This is a genomic window from Streptomyces sp. NPDC002386 (assembly GCF_053593175.1).
This window is the reverse complement of sequence record NZ_JBSFBX010000009.1, coordinates 232,822-248,944: the sequence shown is the minus strand read 5'-3', so window position 1 is coordinate 248,944 and position 16,123 is coordinate 232,822. Positions and strand designations below refer to the sequence as shown.

Below are 16,123 nucleotides of genomic sequence, written 5' to 3'. Positions count from 1 at the left end.
GGGCGGGCCGCGGTCATGTCCGGCCACTACCGTGCGCTCGCAACGGAGCGTCAACAGCGCCCGCCCAAGCGGAACTTCGGGACGGGCGGGCCAGGGCGTGCCCGCACCACGGGCACGCGGCGGTCAGCCGAGCACCACGATCTCGTCCGCGTCGAACGTGAGCCCCACCTCGGCCCCCGGCTCCGGCGCGGCCCGCAGCGCGCAGGCCGCCTCCAGGGGCGGGCCGCCGTCCCGGGGCAGCAGCCGGACGGCCACATGGGTGCCCCTGAAGGTGCGGGCGGTCACCGCGCAGGGCAGGCCCTCGTCCGCCGCCACGAGCCGCACGCCGGCGGGCCGCACCAGCAGCGGGTGGTCGCCCTGGGGTGAGCCGTCGGGGACGGGCAGCTTGCCCCAGGGGGTGTCCGCGGCGCCGTCGGAGACGGTCGCGGGAGCCACGTTCTCGAAGCCGAGGAACCGGGCCACGAACTCGTCCGCGGGCCGCTGCCAGACCTCCAGCGGGGTCCCGGACTGGGCGATCCGCCCGTCCCGCATCACCACCACCCGGTCGGCCAGCGCGAACGCCTCGCCCTGATCGTGCGTCACGGCGAGCACGGTGGTGCCCAACCGGCCGAACAGTTCGCGGAGTTCCACCACGAGCCGGTCCCGGAGCGAGCGGTCGAGCTGACCCAGCGGCTCGTCCAGCATCAGCAGCCGGGGCCGGGGCGCGAGCGCCCGGGCCAGCGCCACCCGCTGCTGCTCGCCACCGGACAGCCCCGCCACGGCCCGCCGGGCCGCCCCGGGCAGACCGACCATCTCCAGCAACTCCCCCACCGCGGTGTCCCGTTGTCCCTTGCCGACCCCGTGCATCCGCAGCCCGAAGGCCACGTTGCCGCCGACGTCCCGCTGCGGGAAGAGCTGGTGGTCCTGGAACATCAGGCCCACACCGCGCCGGTGCGCCGGTACGCCCGCCTGGTCCCGGCCACCGAGCAGCACCCGCCCCGAATCCAGCGGCTGCAGCCCGGCCACCGCCCTGAGCAGCGTCGACTTTCCGCTGCCGCTGGGCCCGAGCACACACACCACCTCGTGCTCGGCGACGTCGAGCCCCACCGCGTCGAGCACGGGCCGTCCGCCCAGGCGCACGGTCGCGGCCTCGAGGCTCAGCAGCATCAGAACTCCCCCGTCCGGTCCGTGCGCAGCCGCTCCAGGACGAGCAGCGCCGCCGCGCACACCACCATCAGAATCGTGGACAGGGCCATCGCCTGACCGTAGTTGAGCTCCCCGGGCCGGCTCAGCAGCCGGGCCACGGCGACCGGAAGCGTCGGGTTGTCGGGCCGGGCGATGAACACGGTCGCCCCGAACTCCCCCAGGGAGACCGCGAAGGCGAACCCGGCCGCGATCAGCAGCGCCCGCCGCACCAGCGGCAGGTCGACCTCGCGCCACACCCGCCAGGGCGATGCGCCGAGCACGGCCGCCGCCTCCCTCAGCCGGCCGTCCACCGCCCGCAGCACGGGCAGCATGGTCCGCACCACGAAGGGCGCGCCGACGAGCGCCTGGGCGAGCGGGACGAGGATCCAGGACTGCCTGAGGTCCAGCGGCGGCCGGTCCAGGGCGATCAGGAAGCCGAAGCCCACGGTGACGGCGGAGACGCCGAGCGGCAGCATCAGCAGAGCGTCGAATCCGCGCACCAGCCGTCCCGCGTCCCGGCGGGCCAGCGCGGCGGCGGCGAGTCCCCCGACGGCCAGGGCGATCACGGTGGCGGCGACGGCGTACTCCAGGGAGGTCCACACGGCGTGCAGCGGCGCCACCAGGAAGGTCCCGCCGTCGGCGTCGGTGAGGGCCCGGTAGTAGCCGAGGCCGGGCGCGTCCAGGGAGCGCTGCACGAGAACGGCGAGCGGGGCCACGAGCAGCAGCACGACGGTGAGCAGGACACCGGCGAGCAGCGCCCACTGCCCGGCGCCGCGCGGCCGGCGGGCGGTCACCTTGGGGTCCACCAGGCGCAGGGCGCTCTCGCGCCGCCGCACCGTCCAGGCGTGCACGGCGAGGATCGCGCCCACCGCGACGAACTGGACGAGGGTCAGGACGGCCGCCGTGGAGAGGTCGAAGACCTCGGAGGTCTGCCGGTAGATCTCCACTTCCAGGGTCGAGAACGTGGGGCCGCCGAGGATCTGCACCACGCCGAAGGAGGTGAAGGTGAACAGGAAGACCATCAGCGCGGCGGCGGCCACGGCGGGCGCCAGGGCGGGCAGGGTCACCTTCCGCCACGCCGTCAGCGGTGAGGCGCCCAGCATCCGCGCGGCCTGCTCCTGCCGCGGATCGAGCTGGGCCCACAGCCCGCCCACGGTCCGTACGACGACCGCGTAGTTGAAGAAGACGTGCGCCAGCAGGATGGCCCACACGGTGGTGTCCAGCCGGACGCCCCACAAGTCGTCGAGGAGCCCGCCGCGTCCCACCAGCGCGAGGAACGCCGTGCCCACGACGACGGTCGGCAGGACGAACGGGACCGTGACGACCGCCCGCAGCAGCTGTTTGCCGGGGAAGTCGAGGCGGGCGAAGACATGGGCGGCGGGCAGTGCGAGCAGCAGGGTGAGCGCGGTGGAGGCGAGCGCCTGCCAGGTGGTGAACCACAGCACGTGCCGGATGTCCGGCTGGGTGACGACGTCCGCGATCCGCCCGAGTCGCCAGGCGCCGTCCGCCTTCAGCCCGCGCGCCACGATCGCGGCGACGGGCCAGGCGAAGAACACGGCGAAGAACGCGACGGGCAGGGCCAGCAGCCCCAGCCGCGCCGCGCTCCCGCGCGCGGTGCCCTCGCGGGCCGCTACCTCAGTACGAGCGACGTCCACGACTTGACCCAGCTGTCACGGTTGGCGGCGATGGTGCCGGGGGCCATGGTCTCGGGGTCCTTGGCCTGCGGCCCGTACTTCGCGAAGTCCGGCGGGACCGCCGCGCCCTCGCGGACCGGGTAGACGAACATGTTGAGCGGCATGTCCTCCTGGAACTCCCTGGTGAGCAGGAAGTCCAGGAACGCCTTGCCGCCCTTGGTGTTCTTGGCGTTGCTCAGCAGGCCCGCGTACTCGGTCTGCCGGAAGCAGGTGCCCTGGGACACCCCGGTGGGGGCGGTGCTCGGCCGCTTCTTGGCGTAGATGACCTCGGCGGGTGGCGAGGAGGCGTACGACACCACCAGCGGCCGGTCGCCGCCGGCCTTCCTGCCCTCCGACGACCCGGAGAACTCCTGGTAGTAGGCCTGCTCCCAGCCGTCGACGACCTTGACGCCGTTGGCCTTCAGCTTCCTCCAGTAGTCCTGCCAGCGGTCGTCGCCGAACTTCGCGGCGCTGCCCAGCAGGAAGCCGAGCCCCGGCGAGGAGGTGGCGGCGTTCTCGGTGACGAGGAGGTTCCGGTACGCGGGCTCGGCCAGGTCGGCGAAGGACTGCGGCGGGGTCAGCTTGTGCTCGCTGAACCAGGCCTTGTCGTAGTTGACGCAGATGTCGCCGGTGTCGACGGGCGTGACGCGGTGCTTGCCCTGGTCGACGCGGTACTGGGGCAGCACCTGACCGGAGCCCTTCGGCTCGTAGGACTGGAACAGCCCGTTGTCGAGGGCGCGGGAGAGCAGGGTGTTGTCGACACCGAAGAAGACGTCGCCCTGCGGGTTGTCCTTGGTCAGCAGCGCCTTGTTGACGGCCTGCCCGGCGTCGCCGCTCTTGAGGACCTTGACCTTGTACCCGGACTTCTTCTCGAAGTCCTTCATGACGCTCTTCGAGACCAGCCACGAGTCGTGGCTGACGAGGGTCACGGTCCTGGAGTCCGCGGCGGAGCCCTTGGCGTCGCCCGACCCGCACCCGGTCAGCGCGGGCAGGGCGACGAGACCGAGCCCGGCGGCCACGGCCACGAGGGTCTTGTTGTGCACTGGATGTCCTCCTGGGGTTGGCCAGGAAGAGACGCGGCCCCGCCCGGGCTCCGCGAGGGAGTCCCGGGCAGGGCGCAACAGCTTGAGTGATGACCGAACTTCCTACCCAGAATGACCTGGGCGAGGTTCAGAGGGTCTGCGGCCCGATCGCCGCACTCTCAGCGCTGTGGCGCTCCCCTGTCGGAATATGCAGATGTGTTGGCGTGGCCAGATTATCGCTCGGTCGCCGCGAGCTGACCACAGGCCCCGTCGATCTCCTGCCCCCGGGTGTCCCGGATCGTGACCGGTACACCATGGGACGCGATGGCCTCCACGAACGCCTTCTCGTCCTCGGGCCGCGAGGCGGTCCACTTCGAGCCCGGCGTCGGGTTCAGCGGGATGAGGTTGACGTGCACGGGCTTGCCCCGGAGCAGCCGGCCGAGCCGGTCACCGCGCCAGGCCTGGTCGTTGATGTCCCGGATCAGCGCGTACTCGATGGACAGCCGGCGCCCGGACTTCGCCGCGTACTCGAACCCGGCGTCCAGCACCTCGCGCACCTTCCACCGCGTGTTCACGGGGACGAGGGTGTCGCGCAGTTCGTCGTCGGGGGCGTGCAGGGAGATCGCGAGCCGGCACTTGAAGCCCTCGTCGGAGAACCGGTGGATGGCCGGGACCAGCCCGACCGTCGACACGGTGATGCCGCGCTGCGACAGGCCGAGCCCGTCGGGAGCGGGGTCGGTCAGCGCCCGGACGGCGCCCACGACGCGCTTGTAGTTGGCGAGCGGCTCGCCCATGCCCATGAAGACGATGTTGGACAGCCGCGCGGGCCCGCCCGGCACCTCTCCGTCGCGCAGCGCCCGCATCCCGTCCACGATCTGGTGCACGATCTCCGCGGTGGACAGGTTCCGGTCCAGACCGGCCTGCCCAGTCGCGCAGAACGGGCAGTTCATCCCGCACCCGGCCTGCGAGCTGATGCACATGGTGACCCGGTCCGGGTACCGCATCAGCACGGACTCCACGAGCGTGCCGTCGAACAGCCGCCACAGCGTCTTGCGGGTGGTCCCCTGGTCGGTCGACAGATGCCGTACGACGGTCATCAGCTCGGGCAGAAGCGCCTCGCGCAGCCTGCCGCGCGCCGCGGCGGGGATGTCGGTCCACTCCGCCGGGTCGTGCGCGTACCGCGCGAAGTAGTGCTGCGACAGCTGCTTGGCACGGAACGGCTTCTCACCGATCTCGGCCACGGCGTCCTTGCGCTCGGCGGGCGTGAGATCGGCGAGATGCCGCGGCGGCTTCTTGGCTCCGCGGGGGGCGACGAAAGTGAGTTCTCCGGGCTTGGGCATGGTGGTACCAGTGTCGCAGATCCACTTGGGTGACCTGGGGCTGCCGGTTGCTACGACTGTTGGTAGTGGTCGTGGCTGGTCGCTGTTGGGCAGCCTCGGACGGCCCAGAGACGGCCCAGGGACAGTGCGTATAACTCGTTGACCTGGCTGTGGAGGTTGGGGTGATCACCCTATGGGTCATGGCAGCAGTGAGTGTGTGCTTCGCGCTAGGAGATGACGTCTCTGAGCGGAGGTCCCGGGCGAAGGCAGCTCAATCTCGAGTGGCCTGGCCGTGATCTCTGCCAGCCCCACGGCATCGGGCACACCCTGCGCACGAAGAAAAGGTCCCGAACGGCTGACGGCCCACGACCTCTCGGGTGATCCGGGTCCCCACGGGCGTAGCCTCGACGGTCGCCGCTCAGCTTCGCCCCACCATGTCTCACGAAGCAACTTGGGTGCGGGCAGTGCGTGGGTTCGTTGTACCTTCACCTGCGTCGGCGGTCCGTACGCGTCCGCCGTTGTCCGTTGGCGTTGTCACGCAACCGACCCGCACCCTGGCCACGACTTGGTGCGGTCTAGCTGCATTCGTCGTTCTGCAAGTGGCTGACTCATGCAACCTTGATCTGCTGTACCTGCTCAGCAGTGATGACCCCAGCTCCCACGGCCACGACCACGAGACCCATGCCGGCCACGTCGACTTGTCGCCTTGCCGACGGTGTCTCTCACAGAGGACAGATGTTTGATGGGCATCTATTGAGTTCAGCTCTACCAACCTGCCTCTTCTTCGAGCAGACTGTGATCTAACCTACTCACAGGGAGAAGTGAGGCAGTGGCTACCCGTAAGCGCAACAGTCACCCCGGCATTCAAAGTATTGCGATTGAGGGGTACAAGTCTCTTCGAACTCGCAAAGAGATTGCCACCCCACCGCTTACTGTAATCGCAGGCATCAACAGCTCTGGGAAATCCAGTATTATGCAACCCTTGCTTCTCCTGAAGCAAACAGTTGACGCCGCCTATGACCCGGGACCACTGCAGCTAGACGGCCCTAACGTTAGCATCACATCTGTAGATCAGATCTTGTCCCGTGGCGCTTCAGCCGCCAGCAGAGTGACAAGCTTTTCTGTGGAGTTGTGTGCTGACGGCCAGCGCACGAAGGCAAAGTTTAGTCGTGACGCCAACGGTAACCTGCGCGTCGCCGAGTACACGGCCCTCTTTGTGGCCGGGCAAAGCAAACCAGTCACCTTGAGGGAGGGGATGACGGACACCGCTCTTCGAAAGCTCCTCGCTTCAGAACTGAAGGGAAGTGATTTCCCCGCTTCTCTCCTAAAGAGGAAAGAGACCAAGCTTTCTGTTGTGCGGGACAGGTTCGTCCTGCAGGTGGGAGTTACGCTTCATGCTGGCGATTCCAGTGTTTCCATTCCTCTGACTTTCGGAGGAACGGAACTTTCCTCTGAGGTATCCAGAATCATCCACCTGCCTGCACTGCGAGGGAACCCCAAGCGCACCTACCGCACGGCCGCGATTGAAGGTCGCTATCCTGGAACTTTCGATACATACACAGCTGGCATTATCTCCTACTGGCAGAACAATGGACGCACAGAAAAGCTAAACCAGCTAAAAAGGGACCTTGAGGAGCTCGGGCTTACCTGGAAAGTCGAAGCACGACAGTTGGATGATACGCAGGTTGAGCTTCTGGTTGGGAGGTTGCCGCACGCACGACAGGGTGGCGCCAGAGACCTCGTAAACATTGCCGATGTAGGCTTCGGTGTTTCGCAAACGTTGCCCGTCGTGGTAGCGCTACTGGCTGCCGATCCAGGCCAAACGGTCTATCTTGAACAGCCCGAAATTCACTTGCACCCACGCGCTCAACTCCACTTTGCGAGACTGGTTAATCGCGCCCTAAAGAGGCGAGTGCGCGTGATTATAGAAACTCACAGCTCGCTCTTGATCAGGGCTGTCCAAACCATGATCGCGCGGGATGAGATGAGCGCCAGTGATGTTGCGCTGCATTGGTTCACCAGAAGCCTAGTCACGGGAGAAACCGAAATCGCCACCGCCGAACTTTCACCTGATGGTGCTTTTGGTGATTGGCCAGAGGACTTCGACGATGTGTATCTTGGATCTGAGGCCGATTATCTTAATGCTGCAATGGAGAAGGCGGCTAAGCTGTGAGCCGGATGGAGCGGACCATCGTTGTCGACGCATCCATCGCGCGATCGTCTGGGACGACTGAGCACCCGGTGTCCAAGGCGTGCCGAGAGTTTTTACAAGAGATGTATTCGGTGGGTCATAGGGTTGCATTTGACGCTGCGCTGTTGGCAGAGTGGCGGAAGCATCAATCGGGATTTGCACTCAGATGGTTTGGGCTGATGCAAAGTAGAAGGAGGGTAGTTTCTCTCCAATGCCCAAACACAGATAAGCGATATCTTGCAAAGCTAATAGCTAAGGCAAGTGCCCTAAGTGTCACGGAGCAGCAAGCGGCGCTTAAAGATGCTCATCTAGTGCACTGTGCATGGACAGCGGACGGCTTGGTGGGTTCCCTCGATGACACCGTCCGGAACATATTTACCTGCATCTCACAGAACTGCTCACGACTGGGCGGGATTGTTTGGGTGAATCCTTCCAAGGGAGATGAGGGTGCCACCGATTGGCTTAAAGCAGGAGCCAGGACCGAAGAGGATAGAAAGCTAAAGAATAGATCACTGGGTATGGATTGATGGGTGTAAGCCGGCCCCCTTTGTGAGCTCGGGATGGGGTGCAGCCGCAAAGCGACGAGCTGTTGGGGAGGCGGCTGCACCTCTCGGCTTGTGGTTAACGGGCCGTTGTGACGGTGAGCGGGACGTTCAGGCAGCGGCTGAGTACGTCAGAGAGCGCTACATGCTCGATGGTGTCGATGCCCAGCCCCCAGCGGATCTTGTCTGCGATCCAGTCCGTGACGTACTCGCAGCGATAGCCGTTGGCCGGCGGCAGCCAGGTGCTCGGGTCCTGGTCAGCCTTGCTGCGGTTGCTGGCGGCGGACACGGCGATCAGGGCCCGGTCGTCGCCGAGGTCGTTGGCGTACGCCTCCCGCTCCGCCGCCGTCCATGCTGAGGCGCCCGAGTCCCATGCTTCGGCGAGCGGAACGAGGTGGTCGATGTCGAGCCCTCGTGGCCCCTGAATGTACTGATCGTCGTAGGGCGAGTACCACTCGCCTCCGGTTAGCAGGCATCGAGCGCTCTGCTCTGGAGCGACCACGGCTTCCGTCTTCAGTACCTCGGCCCGAGTGTTGCAGCCGTCGCGGTCGGCGTCGGTCCAGTGCCGGAATTTGGTGCGGTCGTAGCCGGTGCGGTCCTCGTCGCGAATAGGGAGTTGAGCAAGGGCGTCGCGGACCGGGGCGGTGATCGTCTGACCGGGGGCGCGCTCGGCGGCGTCGACGGCGTGAGCAGTGGTGGGAGCGAGCAGGGCGGCGAAGGCGGAAGCGACGGCAGCGGTGCGTGCAAAGCGCACTGGGTGGTCCTCTCGAAGGTCACAGGCGGTGCGTGATCTTCGTATCGAGCCCACAGGGCGACGCGCCCGACGTTCAGGCAGTCCGTACTCCGATCGGTCGGTAAGTGTGATCGACGATCGTGATGAGGTGGCGGGCTGTGATGCCTCACTCGGCATTACGATCGAACATGTGAACGATTCAGCTCCGCTTACGCGCCTCGACATGCTGCGTTTCGCTCGCCGAGTGGTGCAGCAGCAGGCCACCCGCCAGCTCGCACTGATCGATCGGTGGATCGCTGATGAGGAGCGCCATGAGGCCGAGCGCCGGCAGGGTGAGGAGCGGCGTCCGCCGGAGCCGGAGTGGTTGATTCAATACGGCCTCAACCGGCGGAACCTCGACGCCGTGCACGTGGGCGGCTGCTGGGCGGCGAGGAAGAGCGGGCGGTGCAGACCGGCCACCCGGGAGCAGGCCATCGATGCACTTCGGCAGCAGGTACCGGCGTGCCCGCATTGTCGGCCAGACACGGCCTTGGGCCTCTTGGACTGACCGTTAGGTCTGGTCACGACTGCCGTAAATCCCTCGCTGACCGAGGGGGCAGCCATCATCGAAGGTCATCATTCATCGTCGTTGGCCGCCCTCAGAGTGCCCATAGGCGGCCCGGCGCCACGTTCGATGCCCCATCGTCCGGGCCGGGCTGATCGGACCGCAGGTCGAAACCTGTACCGCGGTCGCGGCGTCCCTGCGTACGCCGCCGATCCACTTGGGTGACCTGCGACTGTCGCTCAGTAGGGCCCAGGCTTGGGTGGGGTGCTATCTCCGCCTGGCCGCCGTTGTCAGTGTCGGCATCTAGCCTGGTGCGACAGTGCACCGATGAGCACGGATGCCCCGTGGACGCGTCCTTTACAGCGGGGAGCCGGCGCGCGAAAATATGCCAGAGGCGATGAACCAGGGGGGATCATGGCGCGCGTTTCCGAGTACTACAACCTTGGCCGCACCCAAGGCACGTTGGATTTCGTTGACGTCGACACGGTAAACGACATCCGGGTCTACGTAGACCCGGGATTGATCCGCTATCTTGAAGACGACTGGGGGAAGCAGTGCCTGAGAATGCTCGAGACGTTCTTCGACAGTGTCTTGGATTCAGTCCGCTCCAATGACAAGCGGCGAACCGTGTCCTTGCTGAGTCAGTTGCGTGAGCCTAATGAAACGCACCTAGGCATTTCGCGCGGCCCCAGTGCCGGACGAGGGTTCGGAAGTAAGATGGGTGCTGATTTCGCGGAGAAGCTTGCTCAGAGCGAAGCGGCGCGGACGGGCCTGATTCAGGATCTCGAAGACACGGCATTTTTTATTGGTGGTGTCGACATGGACATCATCTCTGATGTCACCACCAACATCATTCGTGGACCGCTGATTTCTTACACGCAACAGATGGCCGAACTTTTCGATATCGACCTTACGCCAGGTGTTGTTAGTGGACCAGTTTGGAATCCGAACTCTCTGGAATGGGAGAACGGATTCACGGACCTTCCGACTCCGGACGGCAACAAACTGCTCCTGGTGCCCAAAATGATCGTGCGGCGCTCCATGCACATGTCCAGGAACGAGTACTACAGGCATCATCTGGTTCCCGTTCTCCAGGAGGAGGAGGCTAAGACGGCCAGTCGGGGGCTCGCCCAAAGCGTTCGATCGAGCCGGAAGGTACTGGTCACTAAAAAGGAAATCGCGAAGAAGTACGGGAGTACGAAGCGTGACATTACGCGCGAAACGCTCAAGCGCCCTTCTGTTTATGAGCATTACCGGGAGCTCAAGAAGGAGGTACCCCCGCAGCCGCTCTCACACAAGGAGCTCTCGGAAACTGGCGACACTCCGATGCCGGACTACGAGGGGCTGCTGCAGGCAGTCCTTGACGTTCCAGCGGGGAAGGCTGACGCGACGCGCTACCACAATGCCGTCGAGTCCCTGCTAAGCGCGATTTTTTACCCCTCTCTCTCGATGTCGGAGAAAGAGTTGGAGATCCATGACGGCCGTAAGCGTATCGATATTGGGTACATCAATACGGCGCGAGATGGATTCTTTAGATACCTCGTCAGGCAGCGCATCCAAAGCCGTTACGTCTTCGTAGAGTGCAAAAACTACGGAAGCGACGTAACGAACCCGGAGCTCGATCAACTATCCTCGCGCTTTTCGACGTTGCGCGGCGAATTCGGCATTCTTGCGTGCCGCTCGTTCCAAGACAAGGATCTTTTCCTGCGCCGCTGCCGTGACACAGCCAGCGACGGACGTGGTTATGTTGTGGCGCTCGACGACGACGACCTCAAGAGACTGGTTGCTGACGTGGTGGCCGCTGTGAAGCCTGTTCCTGTGGACTTGTCTGAGCCAGAGCCTGCGCCAGTGCGTCCGGTATCTGACTATCCTCTGCTGCACGAAAGGCTGCGGCAGCTGCATGGGTAGAGCCAATCTCCGCACTGCCACGCCAGCGAACACCCGCGCGCCTCGCCTGCACCCACCACTCACCCCCTGCTCCCATCCCGTACGCCGTCGACCCACACACCGTGGAGCGGGCGTGGTTCATGGCGTCCAGGTGGAGCGCCCCGCTGGACGAACGACCTGGACGCCATGGGCCGCGTCTGCTCGGCTCCGCCTGGGTCGATGGTGTGCGGGATGGGAGCACCCCGCGCACGCCACTTCGGACCCGCGGCCGGAAATGGTCCCCCTCCATCCCGGTGCCGGCCGATCCCCCGCCGGAGGCACTGTCTTGACCGCAGGCCGCTCCGTGCGTGCTCGCCTCATGGCCTCCGGCCCTATCCACGTGTGGGCGCGCGTCGGCGCAGCGCGGGCGGAGCGGGCCGGAGGCAGGAGCGTCGCCCGCAGCGGAGCCGGGAAGCGCGCCCGGCGGAGCGGAGCGCAGCCGGGGCTTGATGAGGTAGAGAAACCTGTAACAGCTCTCGGACTGGTGGCTCAGGAAGCAGTGCTGCTTAGGCAGAGGGCTGGTCGGTAACCAGGAGTCGGCTGGTGAAGCCCTCGCGACACAGTCGGTCGTAGGCCTCGAGTACGTCGTCCGGCACGGGCTGGCTGATCATGAAGCCCTGCGCCGGGTAGATCAGCAGCCGCTGTAGCGCTCCCACAAGCATGTCGATTACCAAGCGGGCGTCCCCGATGGAGTCGACGTACTCGTCCAGTGTCATCGGACTGGACGCACTGAGGATCTCGACTGCGGGCCACAGCTTGCGCGCGGTGGCGTAGGCCCGCCTCTCCTCATACGGCTTGCTGATCAGCAGTACAGAGGACACGTCGACGCCGGCCTCTTCCAACAACTCTCGGGAGAAACGGATGTTCTCACCCGTATTCCTTGCGCGCGGTTCGACAAGGACGGCTGAATCGGGGATACCAAGCTCAAGTGCGCGCTCTCGGTAGTGCACAGCTTCGCCTCGGGGCATGCGCTCCCGCGTCGTGGGGCTGGTGGCTCCCGTGAACACAAGCAGTGGAGCCATGCCGCGCTTGTAGAGGTCTACCGCCGTCTCGGCTACACCCAGGTCGTGACTGCCCAGGCCGATGGCGACTGAGCACGGCCGCAGGGCGTGGCCCATCTGGTGGTAGTCCCACAGGCGTCGAGTGTCGGCCCATGCCTGTGCAGAGATCATCACTGCCCCTTCTTTTCCTTCGCCGAGTCGGGGACTTTGAAGTCGTACTCCCAGGCGAAGCGCGAAGCCGCGTGCACACCGATCGCGAACTCGACCACTGTGCCAGAGGCCGTGTAGGTCGTCCGGTGCAACTCGACGACGGGTTCGCCCGGGGGGAGCTGCAGGAGCTTCGCTTCATCGGGGGTGGGAGCTCTGGCGAACAGCTCTTCCTTCATGTGGTCGATCTCGTATCCCGCGTCATACAGCACTCGGAAGCCACCGCCGCGGCCGGCCGGTCCCGGAGTCGGGTCCACCAGCCGCGTGCCTTCGACATGCTCGGGCCGGTAGTAGCTGGTCAGGGTGTGGGTCGGCTGGTCGCCTTCCTTCACCAGCCGCGCTCTCGCGTATACATCGGCGCCCTCGGGGAGCCCGTGCGCAGCGGCGACGGCTGGCGGAGCCTCCACCCGGCTGACGGTCTGGGTCTGCTCATTCCTACGGTAGCTACGTCCAGAGGCCACACGGTCCGCAATGAAAGCTACCTCGTCGCCGTCGCGCCACTTGGCCTTGTCGTACCTGGCAATGCCGAGCCGCTTGAGCGGGACCCTTTCCCGAACGACGGTGCCGTGTCCGCGAGACGACGTCACCAGACCCTCGGCCTCCAGAGCCTTGTAGGCCTGGTGGACGGTGGACTTGGAGCCCTCGCCCTCAGCAACTAGCTCCCTGATCTGCGGAAGCTGCTGGCCCGGCGCGTACTCGCCCCGCTTGATCTGTTCAGCCAGCTTGTCCGCCAGCTCCCGCCATTTCGGCGTCATGGACTGACTCCTCTCGACACAACAAGTCAAGCACAGTCCCAGGACTGTTGACAGTCCTAGGACTGCGTGCCACAGTCTCCTCGAGTCGTTCGCAGTCCTAGGACAGCGGACAGGGAGGGCCTTCTTTGGGCTGCTCCGAAGTCTCGATACAGGGAGAACTTCATGCCGTCGTTCAAGATCGACCTTTCAACCGCTGTGGTGTTCGTGGCGACCGCGCCCGCGCCGAAGCTGGCCAACGCCAAGACCGGCGAGCGCGCGATGGACCGGGAGACCGGTGCGCCGCTCTCGACGGTAGGCCTGCTCGTCTCGGACGAGGGGGAGGGCAACCTCTATCAGGTCACTATCCCGGAGACGGGCTACCCCGAGGGGCTGGCACCGGGCCTTCCGGTCAAGGTCGTCGGGCTGAAGGCGCGGGACTGGGAGAACGAGTTCAACGGCCAGAAGCGCCACGGCATCTCGTTTCGCGCCGTCGCGATCACCTCGGCGGTCTGACCATGACGGACCTGTCCATGATGCTGGAGGCCACGGGCGCCCTCGCGGGCGTCGGCGGTCTCGGCTACGCGAAGGTCCGCGCTCCGCGCGTGTACTGGTCGCTGGTGGGACTGCCGGTCACTTGGGGTCGGTTCACCTTCACCTACCGCTCCACGATGGACGTGTGCGGCCTGACGGTGCAGCCGTCGCGCATGCGGGCCTTCATCGCCCGGAACGTGGCCCGGCGCGAGGTGCTTCCGGTCCCGCCGAAGGTGCGCCGGGTCCGGGGGACGTCGACGGGGCTGCGGGTGACGCTGCGGCTTCCCGCCGGCCTTGAACCGGCGGACCTGATGGCGGCCTCGGAACGGCTGCGGCATGCCTGGGGCGTGCACTCGGTGACCGTCGCCGAGACCAAGCCGGGGTATGTCGAACTGCGCATGACGGGCTATGACGTGCTGCGTCAGGTGCGGATGCCGCGTGGTTCTCGTCCCGATGGTCTGGTGGTGCCGGTGGCGCTGCGGGAGGACGGGACGGCGTTCGTCCGTGACTACCGCGCGATGCCGATGGCGCTGACGCTGGGCGCCAACAACTCAGGCAAGTCCGTGTATCAGCGGAATCTGATCAAGGGGCTGGCGCGGCTGCCGGTGGCGTTGGTCGGGATCGACTGCAAGCGCGGGGTAGAACACTCCGCCTTCGCGCCCCGGCTGTCGGCCCTGGCCACCACCCCGGACGACTCCGCCTCCCTGCTGGACGTCCTGGTGGCGGAGATGGAATCGCGGTTCGACGTGCTGAGTCTGCACGGGGTGTCGGACATGTGGGAGCTGCCCGAGCGGTTACGGCCGGTGCCGGTCGTCGTCCTGGTGGACGAGGTGGCCGAGCTGTTCCTGATCTCCTCGAAGAAGGATGAGGAGCGGCGGGAGCGGATCGTGACCGCGTTGATCCGGCTGGCGCAGATGGCCCGTGCGGTCGGGATCTACCTGGAGGTGTGCGGGCAGCGCTTCGGCTCCGAACTCGGCCGTGGGGCGACCATGCTCCGCGCCCAGCTCACCGGCCGGGTCGTGCACCGGGTCAACGACAAGCAAACCGCTGAGATGGGCCTAGCGGACGTCGCCCCGGATGCGGTGATGACCGCGAGCCTCATCCCGGCGGAACGCCCTGGGACGGCGGTCGCCACGGATTCATCTGGTGGCTGGGCGAAGATCCGCACCCCGCACACCTCCCGTGATGAGGCGAAGGCGGTGTGCCGGGAGTTCGCGCACCTCGTCCCGGACCTGCCCGCCCTCGACCCGTACCGCCCGCACGTGCGCGCCGAGGTTCCGGCGTCCGGTCCGTCGCTGGTCAAGCCGCTGCCGGTCACGGACTAGGGGGTGGTCGCCGTGAACCGCTCGATCCGCCCTGATGCCGTGCTGATCCAAGCTGTGATCGCCGGTGCTCTGTCCTTCGCGCACCTGCACGACCTGGCGGCGGCGGCCGGGCAGTCCGGATGGAAGGCTTGGGCCTACCCGGTCTCGGTCGACCTGTTGCTGGTCGCCGCCTGGCGTCGGCTGCGCGCCGGCCGCGACCGCTCCTCCTGGACCTGGTTCGCCATCGCCCTAGCGGCCTCGCTCGGTGCCAACGTCGCCACGGCCGGGATGCTCGACCTGCACCAGGTGCCCGCATGGCTGCGCATCCTCGTTGCCGGTTGGCCTGCCCTGGCCTTCCTCGGCGGAACCCTCCTCGTCCATGCCCCCACCCCGGACGACTCGGCCCCGACGGCGGATGAGGGACCGGCTGTGGAAGTCGAGATGGACCGCACCGACCAACCCGAGGAGTCGGCCCCGGTGCCTGTCCCGGTTCGCGCACCGGAGATCGCCCCGGCGCCGCCCAAGCCGCTCGCCACGGGTTCGGCCGTTCCGCCGGCACTCCTCGACCACGCCCGCTCGATCGCGGACGCCCACCGGTCCAGCACGGGTGAGCCGATCACCGCCGATGCGCTCACCGCCCGGCTCGGCCTGCCCGCCCCGACCTGCCAAGAGATCGCCGCGCAACTCCAGCTCACCTGACGCCAAGAGGGGATCTGCCCGTGCGCCCGAACCGCTTCTACAACGTGATCCGCGTCGGCCCGGTCAAGGTCGGCACCTACAACAACGGCCGTGGCCAGACCCGCCACGCAGCCTCGTGCACGGCCCCTGGCTGCGGCTTCTCCATCGACCACCGCGACCGCTCCGCCGCCGAACTCGCCGCCCGCACCCACCGCTGCAACGCCTGACAGGAGGAAGATCCCGTGTTCACACCGAAGTACCCGCCCCAGGACACCGCCCCCACGCCGAACGTCCCCCCGCGGCAGACGGCCACTGAGGTCCCCGCGGTTCACACCCCGGCCGTCCCGGCGGCGCCGGTCTCCCAGCGGCCGGCCGTCCAGCTCACCCCCGGTAGCGCACTCGCCCTCGCGGCCGGTGGCGGGGCCATGGTCCTGGTCGTCGGCGCGGTCCTGGTCTCGATGCTCCTCGCGGTCGCCATCACCGCCGTATCGGTCGCCGCGACCGCCGTCGTGCTCCGCTTCCTCATCACCGACCTGCGAAAGGGGCACTGAACG

The 16,123-nt window shown here is 66.6% G+C and carries 15 protein-coding genes; 8 read left to right on the top strand and 7 right to left on the bottom strand.

Annotated elements, in window-relative coordinates; genetic code table 11:
• Positions 1 to 123: 123 nt before the first annotated feature.
• From ACWCPN_RS20185 to rlmN, 4 genes are all read right to left on the bottom strand, one after another.
• Positions 124 to 1,146, bottom strand: coding sequence for an ABC transporter ATP-binding protein (locus ACWCPN_RS20185; RefSeq protein WP_451207852.1), 1,023 nt, complete (start codon positions 1,144 to 1,146; stop codon positions 124 to 126).
• Complete coding sequence (locus ACWCPN_RS20180; protein WP_451208055.1) at positions 1,146 to 2,747, bottom strand: ABC transporter permease; 1,602 nt, start codon at positions 2,745 to 2,747, stop codon at positions 1,146 to 1,148. The genes ACWCPN_RS20185 and ACWCPN_RS20180 overlap by 1 nt, the downstream gene beginning before the upstream one ends.
• A gap of 47 nt (positions 2,748 to 2,794) precedes the next feature.
• Positions 2,795 to 3,880 carry a thiamine ABC transporter substrate-binding protein gene (locus ACWCPN_RS20175; RefSeq protein WP_451207849.1) on the bottom strand — a complete coding sequence of 362 codons (1,086 nt, stop codon included), beginning with the start codon at positions 3,878 to 3,880 and terminating at the stop codon, positions 2,795 to 2,797.
• A gap of 212 nt (positions 3,881 to 4,092) precedes the next feature.
• Complete coding sequence (gene rlmN, locus ACWCPN_RS20170; protein WP_199212186.1) at positions 4,093 to 5,199, bottom strand: 23S rRNA (adenine(2503)-C(2))-methyltransferase RlmN; 1,107 nt, start codon at positions 5,197 to 5,199, stop codon at positions 4,093 to 4,095.
• Between the two features lie 808 nt (positions 5,200 to 6,007).
• On the opposite strand from rlmN, the gene ACWCPN_RS20165 reads away from it, so the two are divergent.
• Entirely contained in the window at positions 6,008 to 7,351 is a 1,344-nt protein-coding gene (locus ACWCPN_RS20165) for an AAA family ATPase (RefSeq protein WP_451207845.1), read from the top strand.
• Between the two features lie 639 nt (positions 7,352 to 7,990).
• Here ACWCPN_RS20165 and ACWCPN_RS20160 read toward each other — a convergent pair.
• Positions 7,991 to 8,665 (bottom strand): HNH endonuclease family protein, encoded by a 675-nt coding sequence (locus ACWCPN_RS20160; RefSeq protein ID WP_451207842.1) that lies wholly within the window; start codon positions 8,663 to 8,665, stop codon positions 7,991 to 7,993.
• Between the two features lie 169 nt (positions 8,666 to 8,834).
• Between ACWCPN_RS20160 and ACWCPN_RS20155 the strand changes: the two genes are divergently transcribed.
• Together ACWCPN_RS20155 and ACWCPN_RS20150 are read left to right on the top strand one after the other, a co-directional pair.
• Positions 8,835 to 9,191 carry a DUF6233 domain-containing protein gene (locus tag ACWCPN_RS20155; protein ID WP_451208052.1) on the top strand — a complete coding sequence of 119 codons (357 nt, stop codon included), beginning with the start codon at positions 8,835 to 8,837 and terminating at the stop codon, positions 9,189 to 9,191.
• A 324-nt stretch (positions 9,192 to 9,515) separates the two neighbouring features.
• Complete coding sequence (locus ACWCPN_RS20150; RefSeq protein ID WP_451207839.1) at positions 9,516 to 11,096, top strand: hypothetical protein; 1,581 nt, start codon at positions 9,516 to 9,518, stop codon at positions 11,094 to 11,096.
• A 524-nt stretch (positions 11,097 to 11,620) separates the two neighbouring features.
• Here the strand turns inward: ACWCPN_RS20150 and ACWCPN_RS20145 are convergent.
• Positions 11,621 to 12,286: a YdcF family protein gene (locus ACWCPN_RS20145; RefSeq protein ID WP_451207837.1), complete on the bottom strand. Its 666-nt coding sequence runs from the start codon at positions 12,284 to 12,286 to the stop codon at positions 11,621 to 11,623.
• Positions 12,286 to 13,077 (bottom strand): GntR family transcriptional regulator, encoded by a 792-nt coding sequence (locus tag ACWCPN_RS20140; protein WP_451207834.1) that lies wholly within the window; start codon positions 13,075 to 13,077, stop codon positions 12,286 to 12,288. The genes ACWCPN_RS20145 and ACWCPN_RS20140 overlap by 1 nt, the downstream gene beginning before the upstream one ends.
• A gap of 162 nt (positions 13,078 to 13,239) precedes the next feature.
• Here ACWCPN_RS20140 and ACWCPN_RS20135 point away from each other — a divergent pair, with 162 nt between their 5' ends.
• Genes ACWCPN_RS20135 through ACWCPN_RS20115 form a run of 5 tightly spaced genes read left to right on the top strand, consistent with a single transcriptional unit; the run spans position 13,240 to position 16,120 of the window.
• On the top strand, positions 13,240 to 13,569 hold the full coding sequence (locus ACWCPN_RS20135) for an SCO3933 family regulatory protein (protein ID WP_451207832.1): 330 nt from the start codon (positions 13,240 to 13,242) through the stop codon (positions 13,567 to 13,569).
• A 2-nt stretch (positions 13,570 to 13,571) separates the two neighbouring features.
• Positions 13,572 to 14,912, top strand: coding sequence for an FtsK/SpoIIIE domain-containing protein (locus ACWCPN_RS20130; protein ID WP_451207829.1), 1,341 nt, complete (start codon positions 13,572 to 13,574; stop codon positions 14,910 to 14,912).
• Between the two features lie 12 nt (positions 14,913 to 14,924).
• Positions 14,925 to 15,590, top strand: coding sequence for a DUF2637 domain-containing protein (locus ACWCPN_RS20125; protein ID WP_451207826.1), 666 nt, complete (start codon positions 14,925 to 14,927; stop codon positions 15,588 to 15,590).
• Positions 15,591 to 15,610: 20 nt separating this feature from the next.
• A complete protein-coding gene (locus tag ACWCPN_RS20120) occupies positions 15,611 to 15,796 on the top strand; it encodes a mobile element transfer protein (RefSeq protein WP_451207824.1) in 186 nt (61 codons plus the stop codon).
• A 15-nt stretch (positions 15,797 to 15,811) separates the two neighbouring features.
• Positions 15,812 to 16,120, top strand: coding sequence for a SpdD protein (locus ACWCPN_RS20115; RefSeq protein ID WP_451207821.1), 309 nt, complete (start codon positions 15,812 to 15,814; stop codon positions 16,118 to 16,120).
• Positions 16,121 to 16,123 lie beyond the last annotated feature (3 nt).

Bases quoted from the DNA above. Each gene is read 5' to 3' on its own strand.
- ACWCPN_RS20185 (WP_451207852.1), bottom strand. From the start codon at position 1,146: ATGCTGCTGAGCCTCGAGGCCGCGACCGTGCGCCTGGGCGGACGGCCC.
- rlmN (WP_199212186.1), bottom strand. From the start codon at position 5,199: ATGCCCAAGCCCGGAGAACTCACTTTCGTCGCCCCCCGCGGAGCCAAG.
- ACWCPN_RS20150 (WP_451207839.1), top strand. From the start codon at position 9,516: ATGAGCACGGATGCCCCGTGGACGCGTCCTTTACAGCGGGGAGCCGGC.
- ACWCPN_RS20145 (WP_451207837.1), bottom strand. From the start codon at position 12,286: ATGATCTCTGCACAGGCATGGGCCGACACTCGACGCCTGTGGGACTAC.
- ACWCPN_RS20140 (WP_451207834.1), bottom strand. From the start codon at position 13,077: ATGACGCCGAAATGGCGGGAGCTGGCGGACAAGCTGGCTGAACAGATC.
- ACWCPN_RS20135 (WP_451207832.1), top strand. From the start codon at position 13,240: ATGCCGTCGTTCAAGATCGACCTTTCAACCGCTGTGGTGTTCGTGGCG.
- ACWCPN_RS20130 (WP_451207829.1), top strand. From the start codon at position 13,572: ATGACGGACCTGTCCATGATGCTGGAGGCCACGGGCGCCCTCGCGGGC.